Genomic DNA, 26094 nt, shown 5'->3' with positions numbered 1-26094 from the left:
AGCGGTAATGTATTGACGGTTTCAAGGTTAAATTTTGGACGATTTTATACTCCCTCTCCCTTTGGGCTGAGGGATCCCCACCAAATATTGCCTGCACAGACGGCCCCCTCTCCCTTGAGGGAGAGGGCTGGGGTGAGGGGAAGCATACGGCTCTGGTGGTCATTCCGTTCACTTTATGTTCCTTGCTACTCTGTAACGACAATACCCGTGAACGTGCCAGGGTGGCTCAGTCGCCACCACCCTGGCTACCCGGGCTCCCGGCGGTAAATCGCCGCTACGCGGTACCTTCGGCTTATTCCTTCCGGCTTATCGGGGACGGGCGGAGGTAACATCCCTGTAAAGCCCGCCCTCTCGGCGCATCCATGCGCCTCGCCCCGGCCTGCAGGAAACGCCTCAGCGATTTACAGCCGGACCATAGCGTCGCTGTAAGACCTCTGCCCGCAGTATGCTTTTCATTGCGGTAATTTTGCGAGTCTCTTTCCAGAAATGGTAATATCCTCAGTGGTATAGCTCAAATCTGTTGCCGCCTGTTTTGATGAGCAGTAAGTTCTCTTCGCACCTGCAAAATCAGGTGCCGGGATTGGAACCCTGAATCACTTCACTGGCGACACAGGCTCTGTGTCGTACGGCCTGTTGCATCTCAATGGCGGGCCGGACAGGGGCGCTGCAAAGCGCGCTGGTGTCAGTGAGGCCAGTCGTTCCAACCTTGTTCGGTTCCGCCACCAGCGAGCCTGGAACCTCCCGTGGCGGAAGATATACCACTCACTGAGGTTATTTTATGTCATTGACTGACTCTTTATTCACCCTGCCCTTCAACCACGCCACCGACTTCACCGAACTGGCGGATAACTGCGAACGTTTTACCGACGCAATTGTAGATTGCGAACAACGTGCCCACAAAATGGCGCTTTACGGCAGACTCTATGCCTGTCTGAATCTTCTGCAACCCACGCTTCTGGATCCTGTTCCGGACGCTTTAAAAGCCAGCCTGATCGTGAAGGAACTCCCGTCACGCGTTCCGGCTTTCGAACCCGAATGCGATCAGCTGGGGCGCTATTGTCAGGAGATTACGCAGATGTTGATGAACGGCTCACTGCCGCGACAATCTGAAATCGTGATGGAAGATTTGCTGTGCGAACTGGTCAGCTACTTTGCCGATACGCTGAAGGCACCGCGCTGGCTGCAGTCAGACGAAGGCACAATCGCGATCGGCTAAACCTGCCGGATGACGCTGCGCTTATCCGGCCTACAAAAGCCCCATAAAAAAACCCGCCGAAGCGGGTTTTTAGCATGTGTAACATCGGGCACATTACTGCAGCAGCGAAATATCCGCGACGCGCAGGAATAGCTCGCGCAGTTTTTCGAGCATGGAGAGACGGTTAACGCGCAGCTCTTTATCTTCGACGTTCACCATCACTTTCTCGAAGAAGGCGTCGATAACGTCACGCAGCTCGGCCAGCTCCACCAGCGCTTCCTGGTAGCGACCTTCCGCGAAGTACGGCTCGAGCTTGTCGCGCAGCACCACAACCTGCATCGCCAGCGCGATCTCTTCCGGCTCTTTCAGGGTCGCGGCGTTCACGCGCTCGTTCAGCGTCTCGTCGGATTTCGCCAGAATGTTAGATACACGCTTGTTAGCCGCGGCCAGGGCAGATGCCGCTTCCAGCGTACGGAAGTGGGAAACCGCCTTCATACGCGCATCGAAATCAGCCGGACGGGTTGGACGACGCGCCAGCACCGCCTGAATGGTGTCAACGGTGTAACCTTCGTCCTGATACCACGCGCGGAAACGACCGAGCATGAAGTCGATCACATCATCCACAACCTTCGCGTTGGTCAGCTTGTCGCCGTACAGACGCACCGCTTCTTCGGTCAGGGTCTGCAGATCGAGGTTCAGGTTCTTCTCAACGATGATGCGCAGTACGCCCAGCGCGGCACGACGCAGCGCGAACGGGTCTTTATCGCCTTTAGGATGCTGACCGATACCGAAGATACCCGCCAGGGTGTCCATCTTATCGGCAATCGCTACAGCGCACGCAACCGGGTTGGACGGCAGGTCGTCACCCGCGAAGCGCGGCTGATACTGCTCGTTCAGGGCCACGGCCACGTCTTCCGCTTCGCCATCGTGACGCGCGTAGTGCATGCCCATCACGCCCTGGGTGTCGGTAAATTCGAACACCATGTTGGTCATCAGGTCGCACTTGGACAGCAGGCCTGCACGCGTCGCGTGGTTGACGTCGGCACCGATTTCACGGGCAATCCAGCCGGACAGTTCCGCAATGCGGTCGGTCTTGTCGCGCAGCGTCCCCAGCTGCTGCTGGAACAGCACGGTCTGCAGGCGCGGCAGGTTATCTTCCAGACGTTTTTTACGGTCGGTGTTGAAGAAGAACTCCGCATCCGCCAGACGCGGACGAACGACTTTCTCGTTACCGGAGATAATCTGGATCGGATCTTTCGATTCGATGTTTGCCACGAAGATGAAGTTTGGCAGCAACTTGCCGTCGTTGGCATAAACCGGGAAGTACTTCTGGTCACCCTTCATGGTGTACACCAGCGCTTCAGCCGGAACGGCCAGGAATTTCTCTTCGAACTTCGCGGTCAGCACGACCGGCCATTCCACCAGAGAGGTGACTTCTTCCAGCAGGCTTTCGCTCAGGTCGGCGTTACCGCCAATCTGGCGCGCCGCTTCTTCAGCGTCCGCTTTGATTTTGGCTTTACGCTGTTCGTAGTCGGCAATGACCTTACCGCGCTCCAGCAGGATCTGCGGGTACTGGTCGGCATTGTCGATGGTGAACTCCGGCTCGCCCATAAAGCGGTGGCCGCGGATCACGCGATCGGACGCCACGCCCAGAATGGTCGCCGGGATAACGGTATCGCCCAGCATCAGGGTCACGGTGTGAACCGGACGCACGAAGTGCACGTCGGACGCGCCCCAGCGCATCAGCTTAGGAATCGGCAGCTTCGCCAGAGACGTGGCAATCATGTCCGGCAGCAGCGCTTCCGCGCTTTCGCCTTTCACGTGCGCACGATACAGCAGCCACTCGCCTTTATCCGTGGTCAGACGCTCGGCCTGATCAACGGTGATGCCGCAGCCGCGCGCCCAGCCTTCAGCCGCTTTGCTCGGTTTGCCTTCCGCGTCAAACGCCTGGGCAATCGCCGGGCCACGCTTTTCGACTTCACGATCCGGCTGAGACGCCGCCAGATTTGCCACTTTCAGCGCCAGACGGCGCGGTGCGGCAAACCACTCAATTTTACCGTGCGCCAGGCCAGCGTTATCCAGCTCGGCGGTCACGTTCGCAGCAAAAGATTCAGCCAGGCTGCGCAGGGCTTTTGGTGGCAGCTCTTCGGTGCCGATTTCCACCAGGAAAGTTTTCTCAGACATGGCCGCCTCTTATTTGTTTCGGTTGCACATCGGGAAGCCAAGGGCTTCACGGGACGCGTAGTAAGCTTCTGCAACGGCTTTGGTCAGGGTACGAATACGCAGAATGTAGCGCTGACGTTCAGTCACGGAGATGGCTTTGCGGGCGTCCAGCAGGTTGAAGCTGTGGGCGGCCTTCAGAATACGCTCGTAGGCAGGCAGCGGCAGCGGAGTCTCCAGCGCCAGCAGCTGCTGCGCTTCTTTCTCATACTGCTCGAAGCAGGTGAACAGGAAGTCCACGTCCGCGTATTCGAAGTTATAGGTGGATTGCTCCACTTCGTTCTGATGGAACACGTCGCCGTAGGTGGTTTTACCCAGCGGGCCGTCGCACCAGACCAGGTCGTAAACGCTGTCTACGCCCTGAATGTACATCGCCAGACGTTCCAGACCATAGGTGATTTCACCGGTGATCGGCTTACATTCCAGACCGCCAACCTGCTGGAAGTAAGTGAACTGGGTCACTTCCATACCGTTCAGCCACACTTCCCAACCCAGCCCCCAGGCACCCAGCGTTGGGTTTTCCCAGTTGTCTTCCACGAAACGAATGTCGTGGATGGTTGGATCCATACCCAGCTCTTTCAGCGACCCGAGGTACAGTTCCTGAATGTTGTCGGGTGATGGCTTAATCACCACCTGGAACTGATAGTAATGCTGCAGGCGGTTTGGGTTCTCACCGTAACGACCATCGGTCGGACGACGGGAAGGCTGCACATACGCAGTCGCCATTGGCTCAGGCCCCAACGCGCGCAGGCTGGTCATCGGGTGTGAAGTGCCGGCGCCGACTTCCATGTCCAAAGGTTGAACAATGGTACAGCCCTGACGAGCCCAGTAATCCTGTAAGGTCAGGATCAGGCCCTGGAAGGTCTTGGTATCAAACTTTTGCATAGTATTTCGTGCTGGATACGTGTGGTTTTAAATGGAAGGGACCAGTATACCCGCTGGCTGCAAGATATACAGTACGAAACGGGGTTGTTTAGGGAAAATTGGGAAATAAGCTTTCCAGCCAGAAGGCTGACGGCGTCTGGCTGTTGATTATACGAGCAGGCTAGCGCATGGAGAGGTGTAAAAACTGACCGTCCGCATCAAACGAGCAGACAAAGCCCTCTTTACGCGACGTATGGCCCCGCAGCTCGTAGCTTCCCTGAAAACGCTCAAACCCGGTGACATCAATTTTCTTTACGTCCGAGTTATAGCGGCGAGCGGCCCGATCCTTACAGAGCGCTTCCATATTCAGTGAACGCTCCGGGCTCATTTTACCCTGCTGTGCTTTTTGCACGGGTGCTTCCTGTGGCGCACTGCATCCTGCCAGCATGAACAGCAGAAAGAGTGACGCCACACGCTTCATCATCATTTTTATTACCGCCCTGGTCAGTGGCTGTTATTTTTAGTATCAACACGTTTATAGATTAAGGACTGCCATTCTGCGAATCTCGCGGTCTCCCGGCAAGCCTGCACATAAAACTCAGAATTTTCCAAACGAAGACTTTTGGACAACGGCAGTCACACTCAATTTACAGGGAATACGAGGAACTGATGCAGTCAAAAATTAGCTGGATTGATAACCTGAGAGGAATAGCCTGTCTGATGGTGGTCATGATCCACACGACGACCTGGTACGTCACGAATGCCCACAGCATCAGCCCCGTTAACTGGGATATCGCCAATATTCTCAACTCTGCGTCACGCGTCAGCGTGCCGCTGTTCTTTATGATTTCCGGCTTTCTCTTTTTTGGCGAACGCAGCGCACAGCCGAGGCATTTCATTCGCATCGCGGCCTGCCTGGGGTTCTACAGTGCCGTTGCCCTGCTCTATATCACCCTGTTTACCTCGATTAACGCCGGGTTATCGCTGAAATACCTGCTGCAAAAACCAGTGTTCTACCACCTGTGGTTCTTCTTCGCCATTATCGTTATCTATCTGGTCTCTCCGCTTATCCAGGTAAAAAACGTCAGCGGTAAAATGCTCCTGGCCCTGATGGTGGTGGTTGGCATCATCGCCAACCCGAATACGCTCTCGCAGAAAATCGACGGATTTGAGTGGTTGCCGGTAAACCTCTATATCAACGGCGATACCTTCTACTACGTGCTTTACGGCATGCTGGGGCGCGCCATCGGGATGATGGACACGCAAAAACGCGGGCTGAACTGGCTCTGCGGGGGGCTGTTTATCGCTGGCGTGGTGGTGATTTCACGCGGGACGCTGCACGAGCTGCAGTGGCGCGGCAATTTTGCCGATACCTGGTATCTGTATTGCGGGCCGATGGTCTTTATCTGTGCCGTTTCGCTGCTCACCCTCGCCAAAAACACACTGAATACGCGTCCCCTGCCCGTACTGAGTCTTATCTCGCGGCACTCTCTCGGGATTTACGGTTTTCACGCGCTGGTGATCCACGCGCTGCGCACGAGAGGCGTTGAGCTAAAAAGCTGGCCGATGCTGGATATCGTCTGGATTTTTGCCGCCACGCTGGCGGTCAGCCTGCTGCTGTCGATGCTGCTGCAAAAAATAGACGCTCGCCGCTTCGTCAGCTAATGCTTCGCTGCCGGGCGCGATGGTACTGGCGCGGGGAGGAAAACCCTGCCGCCAGTGAGGCCTGCTCCACGCCGCGCCCCTGCAATAGCCACTGCTCCGCCACCGCCAGACGCAGCTGCTCCAGATAATCGCGAACGCTAATCCCTAAATGTGACTGAAAAAGCCGGGTGAGGTGACGCGGGCTGACGTGCGCCAGCGCAGCAATGTCAGACAAGCTCCACGTTTTTTGCGGCTCGGCGGTGAGCACATCCTGCGCCCGATGAATCGCCGGGTGAAGATGATTGCGGTAGCGTAGCCACGGAGATAGCTGGGGATCGTCGCCGGAACGGCGGAACCAGACCACCATCTCACGCGCCACGGTCAGCGCCTTTTCAGGGCCGCACAGGCGGTTAATCATGTGCAGAGCCAGATCGATGCCCGACGTGATCCCGGCGCTGGTCCAGATATTCTCATCCTGCACAAATATGCGGTTTTCTTTAATCGTCGCCGTGGGCGCCGCAGTGCGTAAACGGCTAATAACGTCATGGTGAGTTGTGCACTGTCGATTGTTCAGCAGGCCCGATTTCGCCGCCAGTAAAGCCCCTGAGCAGACGCACATCACGGTGATTTCCTGGCGCTGTATCTGCGGCTGCAGGCGCATCAGCCAGCGCTGTATCTGTAACGCCTGTGGTGTCGAAAACTGAGCGCGGGAGTCGCTCACGCCGGGCAATACCAGCAGGCTTCCCTCTGGAAGACGCTCCGGCAATGGCTGGATGCCGCCCATCGTCAGGCCAATCGACGTCGGAACCTCCGGCTGAGGGCCAATGTAATGCAGACGAAACGCGTCGCCTGCCAGCACAAAGGTTTCTGCCGGGCCGGTCATGTCTAATGACAGCACCCCGGGCAACATCACGAACCAGACATCGATGCTCATTACAGGGACTCCAGCGTCTCCGCTACCGTTTTAATCTCGGCAAAACGCCCGGACAGTACCGTTTCGGTACGGTGGCGAATTTCCGCTGCGCTAAGGGTAATGCCCCTGTACGTCATGGGGAACGTCAGCGTGGCCTCGCTAACAAAGGTCACAGCATAACCCAGATCGGATGCCACCCGGGCGGTGGTTTCGCAGCATTGTTCAGTGCGAATGCCGCAGATAATCACACTGTTGATATCACGCTCGCGCAGCCAGCGGTCAAGCCCGGTATCCGTAAACGCATTATGGACGTGTTTCTGGAAAACCACATCCGGCTGATGACGCAAAAAGGCCATCGGTTTGACGTAGCCGCTTTGCAGCGTGAAGGGGCCATCTTCATCCACATGAAAAATATCAACGACCGGAATACCGCGCGCCTGGCAGCCTTCAATCAGCCCCAGCATCGCCTGCTGAAAGGCAGGAATGTCGTCCTCCTGCCAGTAATTGCGGTGGTGAAATGACTGCTGAGTATCGATGTTGATTAATGCAATGCGTGACATGATGGATCTCCTCGCCAGTGGGTGTGGCACCATACTGGCAAGGAAATGAAGGCACGCACAGACCAAAAAAGGACATCCTCGTGCCTCTCCCGGACAAGCGTATTTACGACATCAGCGGCAGCAGCTGCTGGTAGATTTTGCGGAACACGTCGCGCCTTTCCGCGTAGCGCGCATGGCGCGCCGCGTCAGGCAAATGCGCCTGTTCAAGCGTAAGCTGCGGCAACAGTTGTGAAAGCGGTTGTTCCGGATGAATGGCTATCTGCGCCAGACGCGCGGCACCGAGCGCGGGGCCAACATCCCCTCCAGTGCGGAAATCCAGCTGCAACCCGCTGATATCCGACAGCATCTGTCGCCAGTAAGGGCTTCGCGCACCGCCGCCAATCAGGGTGACGCTCGACGGTTTCAGGCCGCAGTCGTGCACCACGTCCATCCCGTCGGCCAGGGCATAGCCCACGCCTTCCAGAACCGCACGCGCCAGTTCTGCCGGGCCATGCTGATGGGTTAAGCCAAAGAACACCCCTTTTGCTTCCGGGTTGTTGTGCGGCGTACGCTCGCCGGAAAGATACGGTAAAAACCAGACGGTACCCGCAGCGTCATCCGCCTGCTGCGCCGCAGAAATCAGCGCCGGAACGTCGGCCATGCCGGTGAGTTTTGCCGCCCAGTCCAGGCAGGACGCCGCGCTGAGCATCACCGACATCAAATGCCATTTGCCGGGAAGGGCATGACAGAAACTGTGCACAGCGCTTTCTGGATTACTGCGATACCCATCGCTGACGGCAAAATAGACGCCAGACGTTCCCAGCGACAGCATCGCCTGCCCCGCCTCAACCATCCCGACACCGACAGCGCCCGCCGCGTTATCGCCGCCTCCGGCCACCACCGGTACGGCAGGCATATTCCAGCGTTCCGCAACGTCTGGCAGCAGTGTGCCTGTCACGTCACAGCCTTCGTACAGCGCGGGCATGTGTTCACGGGTCAGATGGCAAGCATCCAGCATTGCCTCGCTCCAGTCACGTTTCGCCACGTCGAGCCACATCGTGCCTGCGGCATCAGACATGTCGGAAGCAAAATCGCCCGTCATGCGAAAGCGCAGATAGTCTTTCGGCAGCAGGACTTTCGCCACCTGACGGAAAATCTCCGGTTCGTGGCGCTGTACCCACAGCAATTTGGGCGCAGTAAAGCCGGGCATCATCAGGTTGCCGGTAATCTCGCGGGAGGCAGGTACGCGCGCCTCGAGAAGCGCACACTCTTCCGCGCAGCGGCCATCGTTCCAGAGGATCGCAGGACGTAACACACGATGCTGGCTATCGAGCAGCGTAGCGCCGTGCATTTGTCCGGCAATCCCCAGCGCTTTCACGTCGCGCAGGCTGTGCTGCTCGCCTAGCGCCTTAATCGCGCGGTCCGTCGCCCGCCACCACTGCTCCGGATCCTGTTCCGACCACAGCGGATGCGGACGTGAAACCTGCAGCGTTTCCGTCTGCGTTGCTAACACGTCGCCCTGCTCGCTCAACAGGATGGCTTTCACACCCGATGTGCCAAGATCGATCCCGATATACATTGTGGTGACTCCTTTGACAGAAATGCCCGGTGGCGCTGCGCTTACCGGGCCTGGATGCTGTTATTTATCGAACAGGTAATGATTGACCAGGTTTTCCAGCAGTTCCTGGTGTCCACTCTGATGCTGCGGTGCCAGTTGATGCTGTTCAGCGTACTTCGCGATCTCAGCAAGCGATAACTGGCCTTTCAAAATTTGCTGGCCCAGCTCACTGTTCCAGCCGCTGTAACGCTTCGCCACGCGTTTATCCAGCTCGCCATCTTCAATCATACGGGCCGCCACTTTCAGCGCCAGCGCCATGGTGTCCATCGCGCCAATGTGGCCGTAGAAAAGATCGTATTTGTCGGTGCTCTGACGACGTACCTTGGCGTCAAAGTTCAGGCCGCCGGTGGTGAAGCCGCCCGCTTTGATGATTTCGTACATTACCAGCGCGTTCTCTTCCACGCTGTTCGGGAACTGATCGGTGTCCCAGCCCAGCTGTGGATCGCCACGGTTAGCATCGACAGAGCCGAAGATACCCAGCGCAATCGCAGACGCAATTTCGTGATGGAAAGAGTGCCCCGCCAGCGTGGCGTGGTTGGCTTCAATGTTTACTTTAATCTCTTTTTCCAGACCGAACTGCTTCAGGAAGCCATACACCGTCGCCACGTCGTAGTCATACTGATGCTTGGTCGGTTCCTGCGGTTTCGGCTCAATCAGCAGCGTGCCGCGGAAGCCGATTTTGTGCTTATGGTCGACAACCATCTGCATAAAGCGGCCAATCTGCTCGCGCTCCTGGCGCAGGTCGGTGTTGAGCAGGGTTTCATAGCCTTCACGGCCACCCCACAGAACATAGTTTTCACCGCCCAGCTGATGCGTGGCGTTCATTGCCGTCACCACCTGCGTGGCCGCCCAGCTAAACACGTCCGGATCCGGATTGGTTGCCGCCCCCGCGCCGTAGCGTGGGTTGGTGAAGCAGTTTGCCGTGCCCCAGAGCAGCTTCACGCCGCTTTGCTGCTGTTTCGCCGCCAGCACATCCACCATCTGCGCGAAGTTGTTCAGATACTCTTTCAGCGACGCCCCTTCCGGCGACACGTCCACGTCGTGGAAGCAGTAGTACGGCACGTTCAGCTTGTGGAAGAACTCAAACGCCACATCGGCTTTACGCTTTGCCAGTTCAAGCGCCTCCCCCGGCTGCTGCCACGGGCGGTCAAAGGAACCCACGCCGAACATATCGGCGCCGTTCCAGCAGAAGGTATGCCAGTAACAGGCGGCAAAGCGCAGATGATCTTCCATGCGCTTACCCAGCACCAGCTCATCCGGGTTGTAGTGACGAAATGCTAAAGGATTGGTCGTTTTTGGGCCTTCGTAACGAACACGATCGAGTTGGTCGAAATAAGCTTGCATATTGAGCTCCATAATCAGGGTATGCGGCGAGTCGTTGATACAGGAGTAATAGTGAATAGACATTTTGGGTTGCTCAATTACGTTATTTCACACTGCTATTGAGAGAATGCACAACTGTGCGCTGGCTCGCAAAATAATGCGCAGACAAACTATTTTTCGGCGCGTATTCCAGAATCAAATGTAATTAAGACGTTACGTATTTTAAAATACGATCGCGGTCATAAATTCAGAAATAAACCAAATATCATAATGAGAAGATAAAAATCTGTAATTGCCAGCCCGCCTTTCCGCGTTAAAAATTTGCTGCGTCTCAGCAGTGAATGTTTCTTTTATCTCAGCAACACATACCCCTACAAAAAGGCCTAATAATTATGAAGATAAAGAACCTGACTCTAACGCTCTGCACTACGCTCCTTCTTGCAAGCTTTGCAGGACATGCCAAAGAGGTCAAAATTGGCATGGCGATTGACGACCTGCGTCTGGAGCGCTGGCAAAAAGATCGCGATATTTTTGTTAAAAAAGCAGAATCCCTCGGCGCCAGCGTGTTTGTCCAGTCAGCTAACGGCAACGAAGAAACACAAATGTCGCAGATCGAGAATATGATCAACCGTGGCGTCGATGTTCTGGTCATTATCCCCTATAACGGCCAGGTATTAAGTAACGTGGTGAAAGAAGCCAAACAGGAAGGCATAAAAGTGCTCGCCTATGACCGCATGATTAATAATGCGGACATTGATTATTATATTTCGTTCGACAATGAAAAAGTCGGGGAATTACAGGCGCAAAGCCTGATCGACAAAGTGCCTCAGGGCAATTATTTCCTGATGGGCGGCTCTCCGGTGGATAACAACGCCAAACTGTTCCGCGAAGGACAAATGAAAGTCCTTAAGCCGTACATCGACAGCGGGAAAATTAAAGTGGTTGGCGATCAGTGGGCCGACGGCTGGCTGCCAGAAAATGCGCTGAAAATTATGGAAAACGCGCTGACGGCCAACAACAACAAAATTGACGCGGTTGTGGCCTCCAACGATGCCACCGCAGGCGGTGCTATCCAGGCTCTGAGCGCACAGGGGCTGGCCGGTAAAGTCGCCATTTCAGGACAGGATGCCGATCTCGCTGGCGTAAAACGCATTATCGCAGGCACCCAAACCATGACGGTCTACAAACCGATTACCCAGCTGGCCAATACGGCGGCGGAAATCGCCGTAGAGCTAGGCAATGGCAAACAACCTAAAGCAGACGCAACGCTGAATAACGGGCTGAAAGATGTTCCGGCTCGCCTGCTCACACCGATTGAAGTCAACAAAGAAAACATTGACGCCACCGTGGTTAAAGACGGTTTCCACAAGAAGAGCGAACTGTAATCCGGCGCGGCCCCTGCTCTGCGGGGGCGCATCACGTTGTACTGTTCTTCCCTCGGGTTATGTGGAGCGGTTATGCCTTATTTACTTGAAATGAAAAGCATCACCAAACGCTTCGGCACGGTGAAAGCCGTCGACAACGTCAGCCTCCGGTTGAACCCCGGCGAAGTGGTTTCGCTGTGCGGTGAGAACGGTTCGGGCAAGTCGACGCTGATGAAAGTGTTGTGCGGGATTTACCCCCACGGCAGCTACGAAGGCGAAATCGTCTTTGCCGGTGAAGTTATCCAGGCAACACACATCCGCGATACCGAACGCAAAGGCATCGCCATCATCCACCAGGAGCTGGCGCTGGTGAAGCATCTCACCGTGCTGGAGAACATTTTCCTCGGGGCCGAAATTTCCCGCCACGGCGTGCTGGATTACGACACCATGACGCTCCGCTGCGAAAAGCTGCTGGCGCAGGTGAGCCTCAACATTTCACCGGATACCCGCGTAGGGGATCTGGGCCTCGGGCAACAGCAGCTGGTCGAAATAGCGAAAGCGCTAAATAAACAGGTCAGGCTGCTGATTCTTGATGAACCCACGGCGTCGCTCACCGAACAGGAAACCGCGGTTCTGCTCAATATCATCCGCGATCTGCAAAACCACGGCATCGCCTGCATCTACATTTCGCACAAGCTGAACGAGGTAAAAGCCATTTCGGACACCATCTGCGTGATCCGCGACGGGCAGCACATCGGCACGCGTGAAGCCGCCGGGATGAGCGAAGATGACATCATCACCATGATGGTGGGCCGCGAGCTAACGGCACTCTACCCGAATGAACCCCACGCAACGGGCGATGAAGTGCTGCGCGTGGAAAACCTGACCGCGTGGCACCCCGTTAACCGCCACATCAAGCGCGTGAATAACGTGTCGTTTTCCCTTCACAGCGGAGAAATTCTTGGGATTGCGGGCCTCGTCGGTGCCGGGCGCACCGAAGCCGTACAGTGTCTGTTTGGCGTGTGGCCGGGGCGCTGGGAGGGCACGATTTATATCGACGGCCAGCCGGTGAAAATCGACAACTGCCAGCAGGCGATTGCCCGCGGCATTGCCATGGTGCCGGAAGATCGCAAAAAAGACGGCATCGTGCCGGTGATGGCGGTGGGTAAAAACATTACGCTTGCGGCACTCGATCGGTTCTCCGGCGCGCTGAGCAGCCTGGACGATGCCGCAGAGCAACAGTGCATTCTTCAGTCACTTGCCCGGCTAAAGGTCAAAACCTCCTCGCCAGAACTGGCGATTGGCCGCCTGAGCGGCGGCAACCAGCAGAAGGCGATTCTGGCGCGCTGCCTGCTTCTCAATCCACGCATTTTAATCCTTGATGAGCCCACGCGCGGGATTGATATCGGAGCCAAATACGAAATCTACAAACTGATTAATCAGCTTGTACAGCAAGGGATTGCCGTCATCGTCATCTCGTCTGAGTTACCCGAAGTGCTCGGCCTGAGCGACCGCGTGCTGGTCATGCACGAGGGAAAACTGAAAGCCAACCTGATTAACCAGAACCTGACGCAGGAGCAGGTGATGGAAGCCGCTTTAAGGAGCGAACGTCATGTCGAAAAGCAATCCGTCTGATATCAAAGTCGCTGTTCCGACGCCCGGTGCGTTCGCGGGGCTAAAAGCGCTGAACCTGCAGGTTTTCGTGATGATCGCAGCAATCATCGTCATCATGTTGTTTTTCACGTGGATGACGGATGGCTCTTACCTGAGCGCGCGTAACGTCTCCAACCTGCTCCGCCAGACCGCCATCACCGGCATTCTGGCCGTGGGCATGGTCTTCGTGATTATCTCCGCGGAAATCGACCTGTCAGTCGGCTCGATGATGGGTCTGCTTGGCGGCGTGGCGGCGATTTTCGACGTCTGGCTTGGATGGCCGCTGCCGCTGACCGTGGCGGTCACGCTGTTGCTGGGTCTGGTTCTGGGGGCCTGGAACGGCTGGTGGGTTGCCTACCGTAAGGTGCCGTCGTTCATCGTCACCCTGGCGGGGATGCTGGCCTTCCGCGGGATCTTAATTGGCATCACTAACGGTACCACCGTCTCCCCCACCAGCGCGGCCATGTCGCAAATTGGCCAGAGTTACCTCTCAGACAGCATAGGCTTTACGATCGGTGTGGTGGGACTGCTGGCGTTTGTCGCGTGGCAGTGGCGGGGACGTATGCGCCGTCAGGCGCTGGGTCTGGCATCGCCTGCATCAACGTCCGTGGTGGGGCGCCAGGCGCTCACGGCGGTCATTGTGCTCGGCGCCATCTGGCTTTTAAACGACTATCGCGGCGTTCCGACACCCGTCCTGCTGCTGGCGCTTCTGCTGCTGGGCGGCATGTTTATGGCCACGCGCACCGCGTTTGGTCGCCGTATTTATGCCATTGGCGGCAACCTTGAAGCGGCCCGCCTCTCGGGTATCAATGTCGAGCGTACCAAGCTGGCGGTCTTCGCCATTAACGGCCTGATGGTCGCTATCGCCGGGTTGATCCTCAGCTCGCGTCTGGGTGCTGGCTCTCCCTCCGCCGGTAACATCGCCGAGCTGGATGCTATCGCCGCCTGCGTCATTGGTGGCACCAGCCTCGCAGGGGGTATCGGTAGCGTGGCGGGCGCGGTCATGGGGGCATTTATCATGGCATCGTTGGATAACGGGATGAGTATGATGGACGTCCCGACGTTTTGGCAGTATATCGTCAAAGGGGCCATTCTTTTACTGGCAGTCTGGATGGACTCGGCCACCAAGCGACGGGCCTGATAACCGTATTGTGACTTAATTGGGAAGTGAGCCATGTTTGAAAAGCGTCACCGCATTACGTTGTTATTCAATGCCAATAAAGCCTACGACCGTCAGGTGGTCGAAGGTGTTGGTGAATATTTGCAGGCGTCGCAATCTGAATGGGATATTTTTATTGAAGAAGATTTTCGCACCCGTCTGGAGAACATCAAAGACTGGCTGGGCGATGGCGTCATCGCCGACTATGACGATCCCGTCATCGAGCAGCTGCTGACCGACGTCGACGTCCCGATTGTGGGCGTCGGTGGCTCCTACCATTCACCCGAACACTATCCGCCGGTCCACTATATTGCCACCGATAACCATGCCCTGGTCGAGGCCGCCTTTCTTCATTTAAAAGAGAAAGGCGTCCATCGCTTCGCGTTTTATGGGTTACCGGCCACCAGCGGCAAGCGATGGGCCGTTGAACGCGAACACGCGTTTTGCCAGCTGGTCGCGAAGGAAAAGTACCGCGGCGTGGTGTACCAGGGGCTGGAAACTGCGCCGGAAAACTGGCAGCACGCACAAAACCGCCTGGCGGACTGGCTGCAAACGCTGCCGCCGCAAACCGGTATTATTGCCGTTACGGACGCGCGCGCGCGGCACGTGCTGCAGGTCTGCGAACACTTACACATTCCGGTGCCCGAAAAGCTGTGCGTGATTGGCATTGATAACGAAGAACTGACCCGCTATCTGTCTCGCGTGGCGCTCTCCTCCGTTGCACAGGGCACGCGTCAGATGGGTTATCAGGCGGCGAAGCTGCTGCATCGTCTGCTGGATAAAGAATCTCTGCCCCTTCAGCGCTTGCTCGTGCCTCCTGTCCGCGTCGTAGAACGTCGCTCAACTGACTATCGCTCCTTAAGCGACCCGGCCGTCATTCAGGCCATGCACTATATTCGCAACCACGCCTGCAAAGGGATTAAGGTCGATCAGGTGCTGGATTCGGTGGGCATTTCGCGTTCGAATCTGGAGAAGCGTTTTAAAGAAGAGGTGGGAGAAACCATTCATGCCGTCATCCATGCTGAAAAGCTGGAGAAAGCACGCAGCCTGCTCATTTCCACGTCGCTGTCGATTAACGAAATCTCGCAGATGTGCGGTTACCCGTCTCTGCAATATTTCTATTCGGTGTTCCGCAAAGAGTATGACACCACGCCGAAGGAGTATCGGGATCGCCACAGCGAGGTGCTGATCTAGAAAAGAAAACGCCTTCCGGTGGAAGGCGTTTTTTTGAGATTACATATGGGCGGCGATTAAGCGCTGGTTATCCTGGTACATGGCGAACAGATAGTTGTTATAGCTCTGTCCCTTTGTCGAATAACCTTTCAGCTTGTGGATCATCGTACTGGCCGTCACTTCCTGGTCCGCTTTACGCAGCTGAGCGCGTGATTTACGGAACGATGAGTAGGCCGGGTGCGTGTTCAGATTCACCACGTAGGCGCTGACGGAATCTTTCACAGATTCAAACTGTGAATAGCCTTTCACCTTGCCAGGGGCATTGTTACAACGACCTTTCACACATTTCATGCCGAAAAGGTTGTTGTTGCTACGCGCAAGCTTAGACGTCCCCCAGCCGCTTTCGGCAGCAGCCATGGTCGCAACCATGCTGCCCGGGATGATATCCACACGCTCAAGGAGAGCATTCCACGGCACACGACGCGTGTTACCGTTCCAGCTCAGTTTGTATCGCTTCGTGATATCTTTAAGACGCGTGCGCTCGGACGGCGACCAGCGGCTATCGTACTGTTTGGAAATCAGCCAGTTACGATCCGCAGTAATCGCGGCATTTTGACTCGTGATGTAAGGCATTACCGTCCGGAGAAACGCTTTTTTCCTTGGTGTTCCGGAAGGGTATTTTCGCAAATCAGGAAGTGAACTACTCTTTGCACTATTGCGAGAATACTCTTGTTTACTGCTAACCTTACTACTTGTCGTCTTTATTACGTGGGCTTTCTTACTCGTTGTATCCGTGTGCGTCTTCGCAAGCACCTCACCCGAAAATGCCGTGGTGAGTAACATGAGTATCGCAGCCCCATATCGTCGAATGGGAGTCGATATCATTAGGTCTCCTGGTCGGATGTAATCATCCCAACACCTTATTTTTTTCACAAATTTGAGAGCGGAATCTCAAATCATATCAAAAATAGACTTCAAGAGCACGTATAGAAATAGTCCAATTCCGAAACTATGTCACCTGAAACTTGCTCATAAAACCATCATTCCATGAAAATTGTGTGCGCTATCGCATATAACTCCCTAATTTTGCGCGAGATCACTCATCCTCACGCATCCTCCTGGCAGAAAGCGACGGGGGATGAGTTTTTGCTCTCCGCCTGATGGCACACTGGTCAAAAATGCCGCAACAGGAAAAAGGAATGAAACGTACCGCATTGGCCTTTCTGATGTTACCCGCACTGGCGCATGCCGACTGGTCATCGCCGGGGTTTAGCGCCTTTAGCGCCGAAGGCACGGGGGTCTTTACCAGCCAGGCAAAGCTTGCGAAGGGTACGCGTCCTCTGACGCTGAGTTTTGACAAGACGTGCTGGCAGCCTGCGGACGCGATAAAACTCAATGAGATGCTGTCGCTCAAGCCCTGTGACGGCACGCCGCCGCAGTGGCGCCTTTTCCGCGACGGTGACTACCAGATGCGGATTGATACCCGCTCCGGCACGCCCACCCTGCTGCTGACGATTCAGAGTGCCGCAGAACAGCCGGTTACAAACGTCATCCGCCAGTGCCCGAAGTGGGACAGTAAACCGCTGACGCTGGATGTCAGCGCTACCTTCCCGGAAGGCTCCGTCGTGCGCGACTACTACAGTAAACAGACGGCGACGGTGCAGAATGGAAAAATCACTCTGCAGCCAGCCGCCAACAGTAACGGCCTGCTGCTGCTTGAGCGCGCCGAAACCGACAAGCCTGCGCCGTTTAGCTGGCAAAACGCCACCGTCTATTTTGTGCTAACCGACCGCTATGTGAATGGTGACCCGGGCAACGACAACAGCTACGGTCGCCATAAGGACGGCATGCAGGAGATTGGCACCTTCCACGGCGGCGACCTCAAGGGACTCGCCGGCAAGCTCGATTATTTACAGCAGCTGGGGGTGAATGCGCTCTGGATAAGCTCCCCGCTTGAGCAGATCCACGGCTGGGTAGGCGGTGGCACCAAAGGGGATTTCCCTCACTACGCCTATCACGGCTACTATACCCAGGACTGGACAAAGCTCGACGCCAATATGGGCACCGAAGATGATTTACGCCATCTTATCGACGAAGCGCACAAGCGCGGGATCCGCGTTCTGTTTGATATCGTCATGAATCACGTTGGCTATGCCACGCTGGCAGACATGCAGGAGTATCAGTTTGGTGCCCTGTACCTGCAGGGTGATGAGCTGAAAAAGACGCTGGGAGAACGCTGGACGGACTGGAAGCCGGGCGCGGGCCAGAGCTGGCACAGCTTTAACGACTACATCAACTTTAGCGACAAAGCCGCATGGGAAAAATGGTGGGGCAAGAAATGGATCCGCACCGATATCGGCGATTACGACAACCCTGGCTTCGATGATTTGACCATGTCTCTGGCATTTCTGCCGGATCTGAAAACGGAATCCACCGTCCCTTCCGGGTTACCCAATTTCTATCAACACAAACCCGATACTCATGCGAAAGCCATTCCGGGCTATACCCCGCGCGACTATCTAACCCACTGGCTCAGCCAGTGGGTCCGTGACTACGGCATCGACGGTTTCCGTGTGGATACGGCTAAACACGTTGAGCTTGCTGCCTGGCAACAGCTGAAAGACCAGGCAAGCCAGGCGCTGGCCGCCTGGAAAGGGGCGAACCCGGACAAAAAGCTCGACAACGCACCGTTCTGGATGACCGGGGAATCCTGGGGACACGGGGTGATGCAAAGCGATTATTACCGCCACGGTTTTGATGCGATGATCAACTTTGATTATCAGGAGCAGGCGGCAAAAGCGGTGGATTGCCTGGCCGACATGGATCTTACCTGGCAGCAGATGGCGGAGAAGCTGCAAAGCTTCAACGTCCTGAGCTATCTCTCATCACACGATACGCGTCTGTTCCGCGAAGGGGGCCAGCGCGCGGCGGAGCTGCTTCTGCTGGCGCCGGGCAGCGTACAAATCTATTACGGGGATGAATCTGAACGTCCGTTTGGGCCAACAGGCTCCGACCCGCTACAGGGCACCCGTTCGGATATGAACTGGCAGGACGTCACGGGCAAGCAGGCCCTAACCGTCACCCACTGGCAAACGCTGGGCCAGTTCCGCGCCCGCCATCCAGCGATCGGTGAAGGCAAGCAAACTACCCTGTCGCTGAAAGAGGGGTACGGCTTCGTGCGCGAGCACAAGGACGATAAGGTGATGGTGGTATGGGCAGGTAATCAATAACGGCACACTCCAGTTCCCTCTCCCTCAGGGCTGAGGGATCCCCGGTAATTTTTTAACCGGAAGCGGTGAACGTTGCTTCAGGAAAATGAATGGATTACAGCGATGCCCTGGTCCGGCTGTAAATCGCCGAAGTGTTTCCGTAAGGCCGGGTCGAGGCGCAGGGATGCGCCGAGAGGGCGTGGCCTGCAGGGATGCAGGCTCATGCCCGACCCGATAGCCTGAAGGAATAAGCTGAGGGAACCGCGAAGCGGCGATTTACCGCCGGGAGCCCGGGCTGCCAGGGTGGTGGCGATTGAGCCACCCTGGCACGTTCACCGGTCATGTCGTTACAGAGTAGCAAGGAACATGAAGTGAACGGAATGACCACCAGAGCCGTATGTTCCCCCTCACCCCAGCCCTCTCCCCCAAGGGAGAGGGAGTCGTCCGTGCAGGTATTATTTTGTGGGGAACCCTCAGCCCTCAGGGAGAGGGTTCGGGTGAGGGAAATTCACCAGAACTATTCACTACAAAAATCAAACTACGCCATATAAAACAACAAATCCGACCACATCACCCGATTTGCACCAGCACGGTGCTAGCGTTATGGTTACCCACTTTCAAAATAAGCTCGACAGATCACCTGCTATGACGTTTTCACTTTTCGGCGACAAATTTACCCGCCATTCAGGCATTACTCGCCTGATGGAGGACCTCAACGACGGGCTGCGCACACCGGGCGCAATCATGCTCGGCGGCGGAAACCCGGCTCAAATCCCGGAGATGACGACCTATTTCCAGACGCTGCTCGCTCAGATGCTGGAAAGCGGCAAAGCAACCGATGCGCTTTGCAATTACGACGGCCCGCAGGGTAAAACCGAGCTGCTGGCACTCCTTGCCGAAATGCTGCGTGACGAGCTGGGTTGGGATATCGAACCACAGAATATTGCACTGACAAACGGCAGCCAGAGCGCGTTTTTCTACTTGTTTAACCTGTTCGCAGGGCGTCGCGCCGACGGCACCACCAAAAAAGTGCTGTTCCCGCTGGCACCGGAGTATATCGGCTACGCCGATTCCGGCCTGGAAGAGGATCTGTTCGTCTCCGCGCGCCCGAATATTGAGCTGCTGCCGGAAGGCCAGTTCAAATATCATGTCGATTTTGAACATCTGCATATTGGTGAAGAGACGGGCATGATCTGCGTATCGCGTCCGACGAACCCAACGGGCAACGTGATCACCGACGACGAACTGATGAAGCTGGATGCGCTCGCGAATCAGCACGGTATTCCGCTGGTGATCGATAACGCCTACGGCGTGCCGTTCCCGGGCATTATCTTCAGCGAAGCACGTCCGCTGTGGAACCCAAACATCGTCCTGTGCATGAGCCTCTCTAAGCTCGGTCTGCCCGGCAGCCGCTGCGGCATCATCATCGCTAACGAGAAAATCATCACCGCCATTACCAATATGAACGGCATTATCAGCCTTTCACCGGGCGGCATTGGCCCGGCAATGATGTGCGAAATGATTAAGCGCAACGACCTGCTGCGTCTGTCCAATGACGTGATCAAGCCTTTCTATTACCAGCGCGTTCAGGAGACGATTGCGACAATTCGCCGCTATTTACCGGAAGAACGCTGCCTGATCCACAAGCCTGAAGGGGCGATTTTCCTGTGGCTGTGGTTTAAGGATTTGCCTATCACCACCGAGCTGCTCTACCAGCGCCTGAAAAAGCGCGGCGTGCTGATGGTCCCGGGCGATTATTTCTTCCCGGGGCTCGATAAGCCGTGGCCGCATACGCACCAGTGCATGCGCATGAACTATGTGCCCGACCCGGAAAAAATCGAAGCGGGGGTTAAGATCCTCGCCGAAGAAATCGAAAAAGCCTGGCGCGAAGACGGCCAGTAAGTTCTTACGCCAGATTATGCAGCCGTTCGGTGCGTAATCTGGCGGGATCAACACAGCGCAGCGCGTGGGTTGGACAGGCCTCCACGCAGGCCGGTCCGCCTTCGCGATGCACACATAAATCACATTTCACCGCCTGCGCCCTATTTCCCTCCAGACGAACCTGCATCGCCCCAAACGGACACGCCACCACACAGCTTTTGCACCCAATGCAGCGCGTCTGCTCAACGATCCAGGCTCCCGCCGTACGGCTGATGGCATGGGTTGGGCATACATTTGCACAGGGCGCATCCTCGCACTGATGGCAACCCACTGCCGTAGTGTAGGCATCTCCCTTAACGACCCGAAGGCGGGGCGTAAAGGCATGAGCGGAGACAGCGCACTGATGCGACACCGCGCAGGCCACTTCGCAGGTGCGGCACCCAATGCATTTTTCCGCATCCGCCATGATAAATCGGTTCATCTGTTACGCCTCGCGCACGTTAAAACCCAGCTCTTTTGAGATAGCCTCTGCCGTTTCGCGCAGCGGTTTGAGCAAGTTCTTCTCACCCACCTGCTTCATGCGCGACGTCGACAGCGAGATAGAGATCGCATACGGGACGCGGCCATGGATATCAAAGACCGGCACGGCAATGCAGGAAACGCCCAGCTCGTTCTCTTCTTTGTCCATCGCCATGCTGCGGTCGCGAATTTCCGCCAGCTCATCATACATGGCGCTCAGCTCAGTGATGGTGTTGCGCGTCAAAGGTTGGATCTGTTCCTGATGGCTTTCCCAGTAGCTCGCCACGTAATCCTGATGACCAAACGCCATGTAGATTTTGCCCATTGCGGAGCAGTAGAGCGGCATATGCTGGCCGATATAGGCACGCGTGCGCAGCATACCGGTTGTCGGTTCGAGCTTATAAATCAGGATGGCGTGGTCGTCCTCACGGCTGGAGAAGTTCACCGTTTCGCCGGTGGCAATGTTCAGCGCCTCAAGGTGCGGAGCGGCCACGTGAATAATATTCAGCGACGACAGGGCCTTTTGCCCGACGGCGATAAATTTGGTGGTCAGGCGATAGCTGCCCGCCGCGGGTGCAGGGGTCACGTACCCGCACGACTGTAGCCCCTGCAGCAAGCGGTGCACCGTGCTCTTATTCAGCCCCGCCAGTTCCGATAAATGCGCAAGCGGACACCCGTTCGGATAGTTGCTGAGGATCTCAATCAGCATCAGGCCGCGAAACAAGCTCTGGCTGCCTGCTGGCCTCTCTTTTTCTTGCGTCATTTCGCTCTCTTTCATGCTCATTAAATGGCTCCTTTTTATCGCGCCCTGATGGTAGCGCAAAGTGTGGTTCAGTTCACGATCTCAACAGAAAAAACACAAGCATTTGATTTTAATAGATTTTGAAAAACATGAATATCGTTGATCTGACAAAATTTGATCGCTATATTTGAAATCAGATTTCGCATAGTGAAATTTAACGATAAAAAAGCACTCGCACTTGCCCCTTAAAAGAACAGGAGAACAGGGATGAAAGTGACCTTTGAAGAGTTGAAAGCGGCGTTCAATCGGGTCCTGCTCGATCGCGGCGTGAAAGCGGAAACCGCAGACGCCTGCGCCGAGATGTTCGCCCGTACAACGGAGTCCGGCGTCTATTCGCACGGCGTTAACCGTTTTCCGCGTTTCATTCAGCAGCTTGATGCTGGCGACATCCTTCCCGACGCTCAGCCAAAACGGGTGACGACATTAGGCGCCATCGAACAATGGGACGCCCAGCGCTCCATTGGCAACCTGACGGCGAAAAAGATGATGGATCGCGCCACCGAGCTGGCGTCCGACCACGGTATTGGTCTGGTGGCACTGCGTAATGCGAACCACTGGATGCGCGGCGGCAGCTACGGCTGGCAGGCGGCGGAGAAGGGCTATATCGGCATATGCTGGACCAACTCTATTGCCGTCATGCCCGCATGGGGATCAAAAGAGTGCTGTATCGGCACTAACCCGCTGATCGTGGCTATTCCCTCTAACCCGATCACCATGGTCGACATGTCGATGTCGATGTTTTCCTACGGCATGCTGGAGGTGAATCGCCTGGCCGGGCGCGAGCTGCCGGTCGATGGCGGCTTTGACGACGAGGGCAATCTCACCCGAGAGCCAGGCGTGATTGAGAAAAACCGCCGTATTCTGCCGATGGGCTACTGGAAAGGGTCCGGCTTATCCATCGTGCTCGATATGATCGCCACCCTGCTCTCTGACGGCGCATCCGTTGCGGAAGTAACCCAGGACAACAGCGACGAGTATGGCGTGTCGCAGATCTTTATCGCCATCGAGGTCGATCGCCTGATTGACGGCCCAACCCGAGATGCCAAGCTGCAGCGCATCATGGACTTCGTTACCACCGCCGAACGTGCTGATGAAAATGTCGCCGTCCGTCTTCCGGGACATGAATTCACCCGTTTGCTGGAAGAGAACCGCCGCGACGGCATCACGGTTGACGACAGCGTGTGGGCGAAAATCCAGTCTCTGTAAGGAGTGGACCATGATATTCGGACATATTTCCCAGCCCAATCCGTGTCGTCTGCCGCTGGCGATTGAAAAAGCACTTCATTTTTTGCGCACTACGGATTTCACCACCCTGGCGCCAGGCGTGGTGGAAATTGAAGGTCGCACTATTTTTGCCCAGGTTCTCGACCTGACGACAAAGGAACCGCACGAGAACCGCCCGGAAGTGCACCGCCGCTATCTGGATATTCAGTTTCTGGCATGGGGTGAAGAGAAAATCGGTATCGCTATTGATACCGGTAATAACGAAATAAGCGAATCATTACTGGAGCAGCGAGATATTATTTTTTATCACGACAGTGAAAATGAATCGTTTATCGAAATGATACCCGGCAGCTATGCCCTATTTTTCCCGCAGGATGTGCATCGTCCTGCCTGTATTAAGAACAAGGAAGCCGCAATTCGTAAAATTGTGGTGAAAGTGACAATCAGCGAATTAGATTAATTTTCTGATAAATACAGGAACGCGAAATGACCAACACCGGTTTTATTATTGGTGCGTACCCCTGCGCACCCTCGTTTCACCAGAAAGGGGAACAAGAAGAACAAACCTTCTGGCGGGAACTTTCCGACACGCCGCATATCCGCGGGCTGGAACAGCCTTGCCTTGAAAATCTGCATCCTCTTGGCGACGAATGGCTGTTCCGCCATACGCCGGGTGAATGGCAAATTGTGGTCACGGCAGTGATGGAAACCATGCGCCGCCGCGGCATCAACGCCGCGTTTGGCCTGGCCTCAGCCGACGAAGCGCAGCGTAAAGCATGTGTAGACTTTTACCGGCATCTGCACCAGAAAGTTAACGCCGTGAACGCCCGTTATCCGGGCAAAGTGATAGCCCTGGAAATGCAGGCAGCCCCGCAGGCGGGCAATGTTTCCGTCGACCAGGCCACCGAAGCGTTTTCCCGCTCGATTCGGGAAATCGCGGGCTGGGACTGGGGCTGCGATCTGGTGCTGGAACACTGCGATGCCATGAACGGCCCGGCACCGCGCAAGGGCTTCCTGCCTTTAGCGCAGGTGCTGGAGGTGGTGAAAGAGACGGATATCAGCGTCTGCATCAACTGGGCGCGTTCGGCCATCGAAGGCCGTAGCACGACCCTTCCGCTTGACCATGTTCAGGCCGCGCTCAACGCCGGGAAACTGGGTGCATTGATGTTTTCGGGCACGACCACCCACGGGGAGTACGGAGAATGGCAGGATCTGCACGCGCCGTTTTCTTCATTCTGCGCCGACAGTTTGATGTCAACTGAACATGCAAAATCACTCTTTACTGCGGCGAGCGCCGCAACGTTGAAATTCTCCGGTATTAAATTACTGGAAATAAATGCTAATGCTGACGTCAGCCATCGCATCGCCATTTTGCGCGACGGTATTAGTGCTATGAATAAAGCGAAACAATAAAAACAAAAAACATATTCCGATTACATTCACTGAGACATTAACTATGAATATTTCATCGAATGCTCTACATGCGGACATTCCGCGCCAGCGCTGGCTAAGAATCATTCCTCCCATTCTTATCGCCTGCATTATTTCATATATGGACCGCGTGAATATCGCGTTTGCGATGCCGGGTGGTATGGATGAAGAATTAGGTATTACCGCGACGATGGCAGGCCTGGCGGGCGGGATCTTCTTTATCGGCTATCTGTTCCTGCAGGTTCCCGGCGGCAAGATTGCCGTGCACGGCAGCGGCAAGAAATTTATCGGCTGGTCGCTGGTTGCCTGGGCGGTGATCTCGGTGCTCACGGGACTCGTGACGAATCAGTATCAGCTTCTGGTGCTGCGCTTCTTACTCGGCGTGGCGGAAGGCGGGATGCTGCCCGTAGTGCTCACCATGATCAGCAACTGGTTCCCGGATGCCGAGCGCGGTCGCGCCAATGCCATTGTGATTATGTTCGTGCCTATCGCCGGGATCATCACCGCCCCGCTGTCGGGCTGGATCATCACCGCGCTTGACTGGCGCTGGCTGTTCATTATTGAAGGTCTGATGTCCGTCGTTGTGCTGGTGCTGTGGGCGTTCACCGTGTACGACCGTCCGCAGGAAGCCCGCTGGATCTCAGAGGCGGAGAAAAACTATCTGGTGCAAACGCTGGCGGCGGAGCAGCAGGCCATCGCCGGAAAAGAGGTGAAAAATGCCTCACTCAGCGCCGTGCTGTCCGACAAAACCATGTGGCAGCTGATCGCCCTGAACTTCTTCTACCAGACCGGGATTTACGGTTACACGCTCTGGCTGCCGACCATCCTGAAAGAGCTGACGCACACCAGCATTGGTCAGGTGGGGATGCTCGCCATTCTGCCCTACATCGGCGCCATTGCGGGCATGTTCCTGTTCTCTACCCTTTCTGACCGCACCGGCAAGCGCAAGCTGTTTGTCTCCCTGCCGCTGATCGGTTTTGCGCTCTGCATGTTCCTCTCCGTGGCGCTGAAAGCAAACACCTGGCTGGCCTATGCCGCCCTGGTGGGCTGCGGGTTCTTCCTGCAATCCGCTGCGGGTGTGTTCTGGACCATCCCGGCGCGTCTGTTCAGCGCAGAGATGGCGGGCGGCGCGCGCGGCGTGATCAACGCCCTGGGCAACCTCGGCGGCTTCTGTGGTCCGTATGCGGTTGGGGTGCTGATCACCTTGTACAGCAAGGATGCGGGCGTTTACTGCCTGGCCGTTTCTCTGGCGCTGGCGTCGCTGCTGGCCCTACTGTTACCGGCGAAATGCGATGCCGGCTCAGAGCCTAATCCCACGGTGACGCCACACAAGCGTGCGGCCTGAGGCCCTCACCTGACCCAC

General features: G+C 56.1%; 22 protein-coding genes. 12 read left to right on the top strand and 10 right to left on the bottom strand.

Going from position 1 to position 26094, the window contains the following annotated elements; translation table 11 throughout:
* Positions 1–778: 778 nt before the first annotated feature.
* Complete coding sequence (locus N037_RS23100) at positions 779–1216, top strand: hypothetical protein (protein ID WP_032643783.1); 438 nt, start codon at positions 779–781, stop codon at positions 1214–1216.
* 93 nt (positions 1217–1309) lie between these two features.
* On the opposite strand, the gene glyS is transcribed toward N037_RS23100, so the two are convergent.
* The 3 genes from glyS to N037_RS23085 form a co-directional block, all read right to left on the bottom strand.
* Positions 1310–3379, bottom strand: coding sequence for a glycine--tRNA ligase subunit beta (glyS, locus tag N037_RS23095; protein ID WP_032643781.1), 2070 nt, complete (start codon positions 3377–3379; stop codon positions 1310–1312).
* 9 nt (positions 3380–3388) lie between these two features.
* Positions 3389–4300, bottom strand: coding sequence for a glycine--tRNA ligase subunit alpha (gene glyQ, locus N037_RS23090; protein WP_032643779.1), 912 nt, complete (start codon positions 4298–4300; stop codon positions 3389–3391).
* Between the two features lie 160 nt (positions 4301–4460).
* Positions 4461–4766, bottom strand: a complete 306-nt coding sequence (locus N037_RS23085) for a YsaB family lipoprotein (RefSeq protein WP_032643777.1) — start codon at positions 4764–4766, stop codon at positions 4461–4463.
* A gap of 182 nt (positions 4767–4948) precedes the next feature.
* Here N037_RS23085 and N037_RS23080 point away from each other — a divergent pair, with 182 nt between their 5' ends.
* Positions 4949–5944: an acyltransferase gene (locus N037_RS23080; protein WP_032643776.1), complete on the top strand. Its 996-nt coding sequence runs from the start codon at positions 4949–4951 to the stop codon at positions 5942–5944.
* Here N037_RS23080 and N037_RS23075 read toward each other — a convergent pair.
* From N037_RS23075 to xylA, 4 genes are all read right to left on the bottom strand, one after another.
* The gene (locus tag N037_RS23075; protein WP_032643774.1) at positions 5937–6857 is read right to left on the bottom strand and encodes a GlxA family transcriptional regulator; all 921 of its coding nucleotides are present in this window, start codon (positions 6855–6857) and stop codon (positions 5937–5939) included. The two genes, N037_RS23080 and N037_RS23075, sit on opposite strands and share 8 nt — an antisense overlap.
* On the bottom strand, positions 6857–7396 hold the full coding sequence (locus N037_RS23070; RefSeq protein WP_032643772.1) for an isochorismatase family protein: 540 nt from the start codon (positions 7394–7396) through the stop codon (positions 6857–6859). The genes N037_RS23075 and N037_RS23070 overlap by 1 nt, the downstream gene beginning before the upstream one ends.
* 103 nt (positions 7397–7499) lie before the next feature.
* A complete protein-coding gene (gene xylB, locus N037_RS23065; protein WP_032643768.1) occupies positions 7500–8954 on the bottom strand; it encodes a xylulokinase in 1455 nt (484 codons plus the stop codon).
* A 60-nt stretch (positions 8955–9014) separates the two neighbouring features.
* On the bottom strand, positions 9015–10337 hold the full coding sequence (gene xylA, locus N037_RS23060; protein ID WP_156369752.1) for a xylose isomerase: 1323 nt from the start codon (positions 10335–10337) through the stop codon (positions 9015–9017).
* 371 nt (positions 10338–10708) lie between these two features.
* On the opposite strand from xylA, the gene xylF reads away from it, so the two are divergent.
* The 4 genes from xylF (at position 10709) to xylR (ending at position 15686) form a co-directional block, all read left to right on the top strand.
* Positions 10709–11701 carry a D-xylose ABC transporter substrate-binding protein gene (xylF, locus tag N037_RS23055; protein WP_032643766.1) on the top strand — a complete coding sequence of 331 codons (993 nt, stop codon included), beginning with the start codon at positions 10709–10711 and terminating at the stop codon, positions 11699–11701.
* Positions 11702–11773: 72 nt separating this feature from the next.
* On the top strand, positions 11774–13315 hold the full coding sequence (locus tag N037_RS23050; RefSeq protein WP_032643763.1) for a xylose ABC transporter ATP-binding protein: 1542 nt from the start codon (positions 11774–11776) through the stop codon (positions 13313–13315).
* Complete coding sequence (xylH, locus tag N037_RS23045; protein WP_023334071.1) at positions 13293–14474, top strand: xylose ABC transporter permease XylH; 1182 nt, start codon at positions 13293–13295, stop codon at positions 14472–14474. Before N037_RS23050 ends, xylH begins: the two co-directional genes overlap by 23 nt.
* 33 nt (positions 14475–14507) lie before the next feature.
* Entirely contained in the window at positions 14508–15686 is a 1179-nt protein-coding gene (xylR, locus tag N037_RS23040) for a D-xylose utilization transcriptional activator XylR (protein ID WP_023334070.1), read from the top strand.
* 39 nt (positions 15687–15725) lie between these two features.
* Here the strand turns inward: xylR and N037_RS23035 are convergent, their stop codons facing one another.
* A complete protein-coding gene (locus N037_RS23035) occupies positions 15726–16550 on the bottom strand; it encodes a protein bax (RefSeq protein WP_032643761.1) in 825 nt (274 codons plus the stop codon).
* A gap of 314 nt (positions 16551–16864) precedes the next feature.
* Between N037_RS23035 and N037_RS23030 the strand changes: the two genes are divergently transcribed.
* A complete protein-coding gene (locus N037_RS23030) occupies positions 16865–18895 on the top strand; it encodes an alpha-amylase (protein ID WP_032643759.1) in 2031 nt (676 codons plus the stop codon).
* A gap of 624 nt (positions 18896–19519) precedes the next feature.
* The gene (avtA, locus tag N037_RS23025; RefSeq protein ID WP_032643757.1) at positions 19520–20776 is read left to right on the top strand and encodes a valine--pyruvate transaminase; all 1257 of its coding nucleotides are present in this window, start codon (positions 19520–19522) and stop codon (positions 20774–20776) included.
* Positions 20777–20780: 4 nt separating this feature from the next.
* Here the strand turns inward: avtA and N037_RS24495 are convergent, their stop codons facing one another.
* Positions 20781–21236 (bottom strand): 4Fe-4S dicluster domain-containing protein, encoded by a 456-nt coding sequence (locus tag N037_RS24495; protein WP_072164048.1) that lies wholly within the window; start codon positions 21234–21236, stop codon positions 20781–20783.
* A 3-nt stretch (positions 21237–21239) separates the two neighbouring features.
* A complete protein-coding gene (gene yiaJ / locus N037_RS23020; protein WP_021242452.1) occupies positions 21240–22058 on the bottom strand; it encodes an IclR family transcriptional regulator YiaJ in 819 nt (272 codons plus the stop codon).
* 225 nt (positions 22059–22283) lie between these two features.
* On the opposite strand from yiaJ, the gene yiaK reads away from it, so the two are divergent.
* From yiaK to N037_RS23000, 4 genes are read left to right on the top strand one after another with little or no spacing between them, the layout of a single operon-like run.
* Complete coding sequence (gene yiaK / locus N037_RS23015) at positions 22284–23282, top strand: 3-dehydro-L-gulonate 2-dehydrogenase (RefSeq protein ID WP_032643755.1); 999 nt, start codon at positions 22284–22286, stop codon at positions 23280–23282.
* Positions 23283–23292: 10 nt separating this feature from the next.
* A complete protein-coding gene (locus tag N037_RS23010; protein WP_032643753.1) occupies positions 23293–23760 on the top strand; it encodes a YhcH/YjgK/YiaL family protein in 468 nt (155 codons plus the stop codon).
* A 26-nt stretch (positions 23761–23786) separates the two neighbouring features.
* A complete protein-coding gene (locus N037_RS23005) occupies positions 23787–24713 on the top strand; it encodes a DUF4862 family protein (protein WP_032643751.1) in 927 nt (308 codons plus the stop codon).
* A gap of 43 nt (positions 24714–24756) precedes the next feature.
* A complete protein-coding gene (locus tag N037_RS23000; RefSeq protein ID WP_023334062.1) occupies positions 24757–26076 on the top strand; it encodes an MFS transporter in 1320 nt (439 codons plus the stop codon).
* Positions 26077–26094: the final 18 nt, after the last annotated feature.

This window comes from Enterobacter sp. EGD-HP1 (genome assembly GCF_000733275.2).
In the GTDB taxonomy this organism is placed as follows: Bacteria; Pseudomonadota; Gammaproteobacteria; order Enterobacterales; family Enterobacteriaceae; genus Enterobacter.
This window is presented reverse-complemented; position numbering and strand designations above follow the sequence as displayed.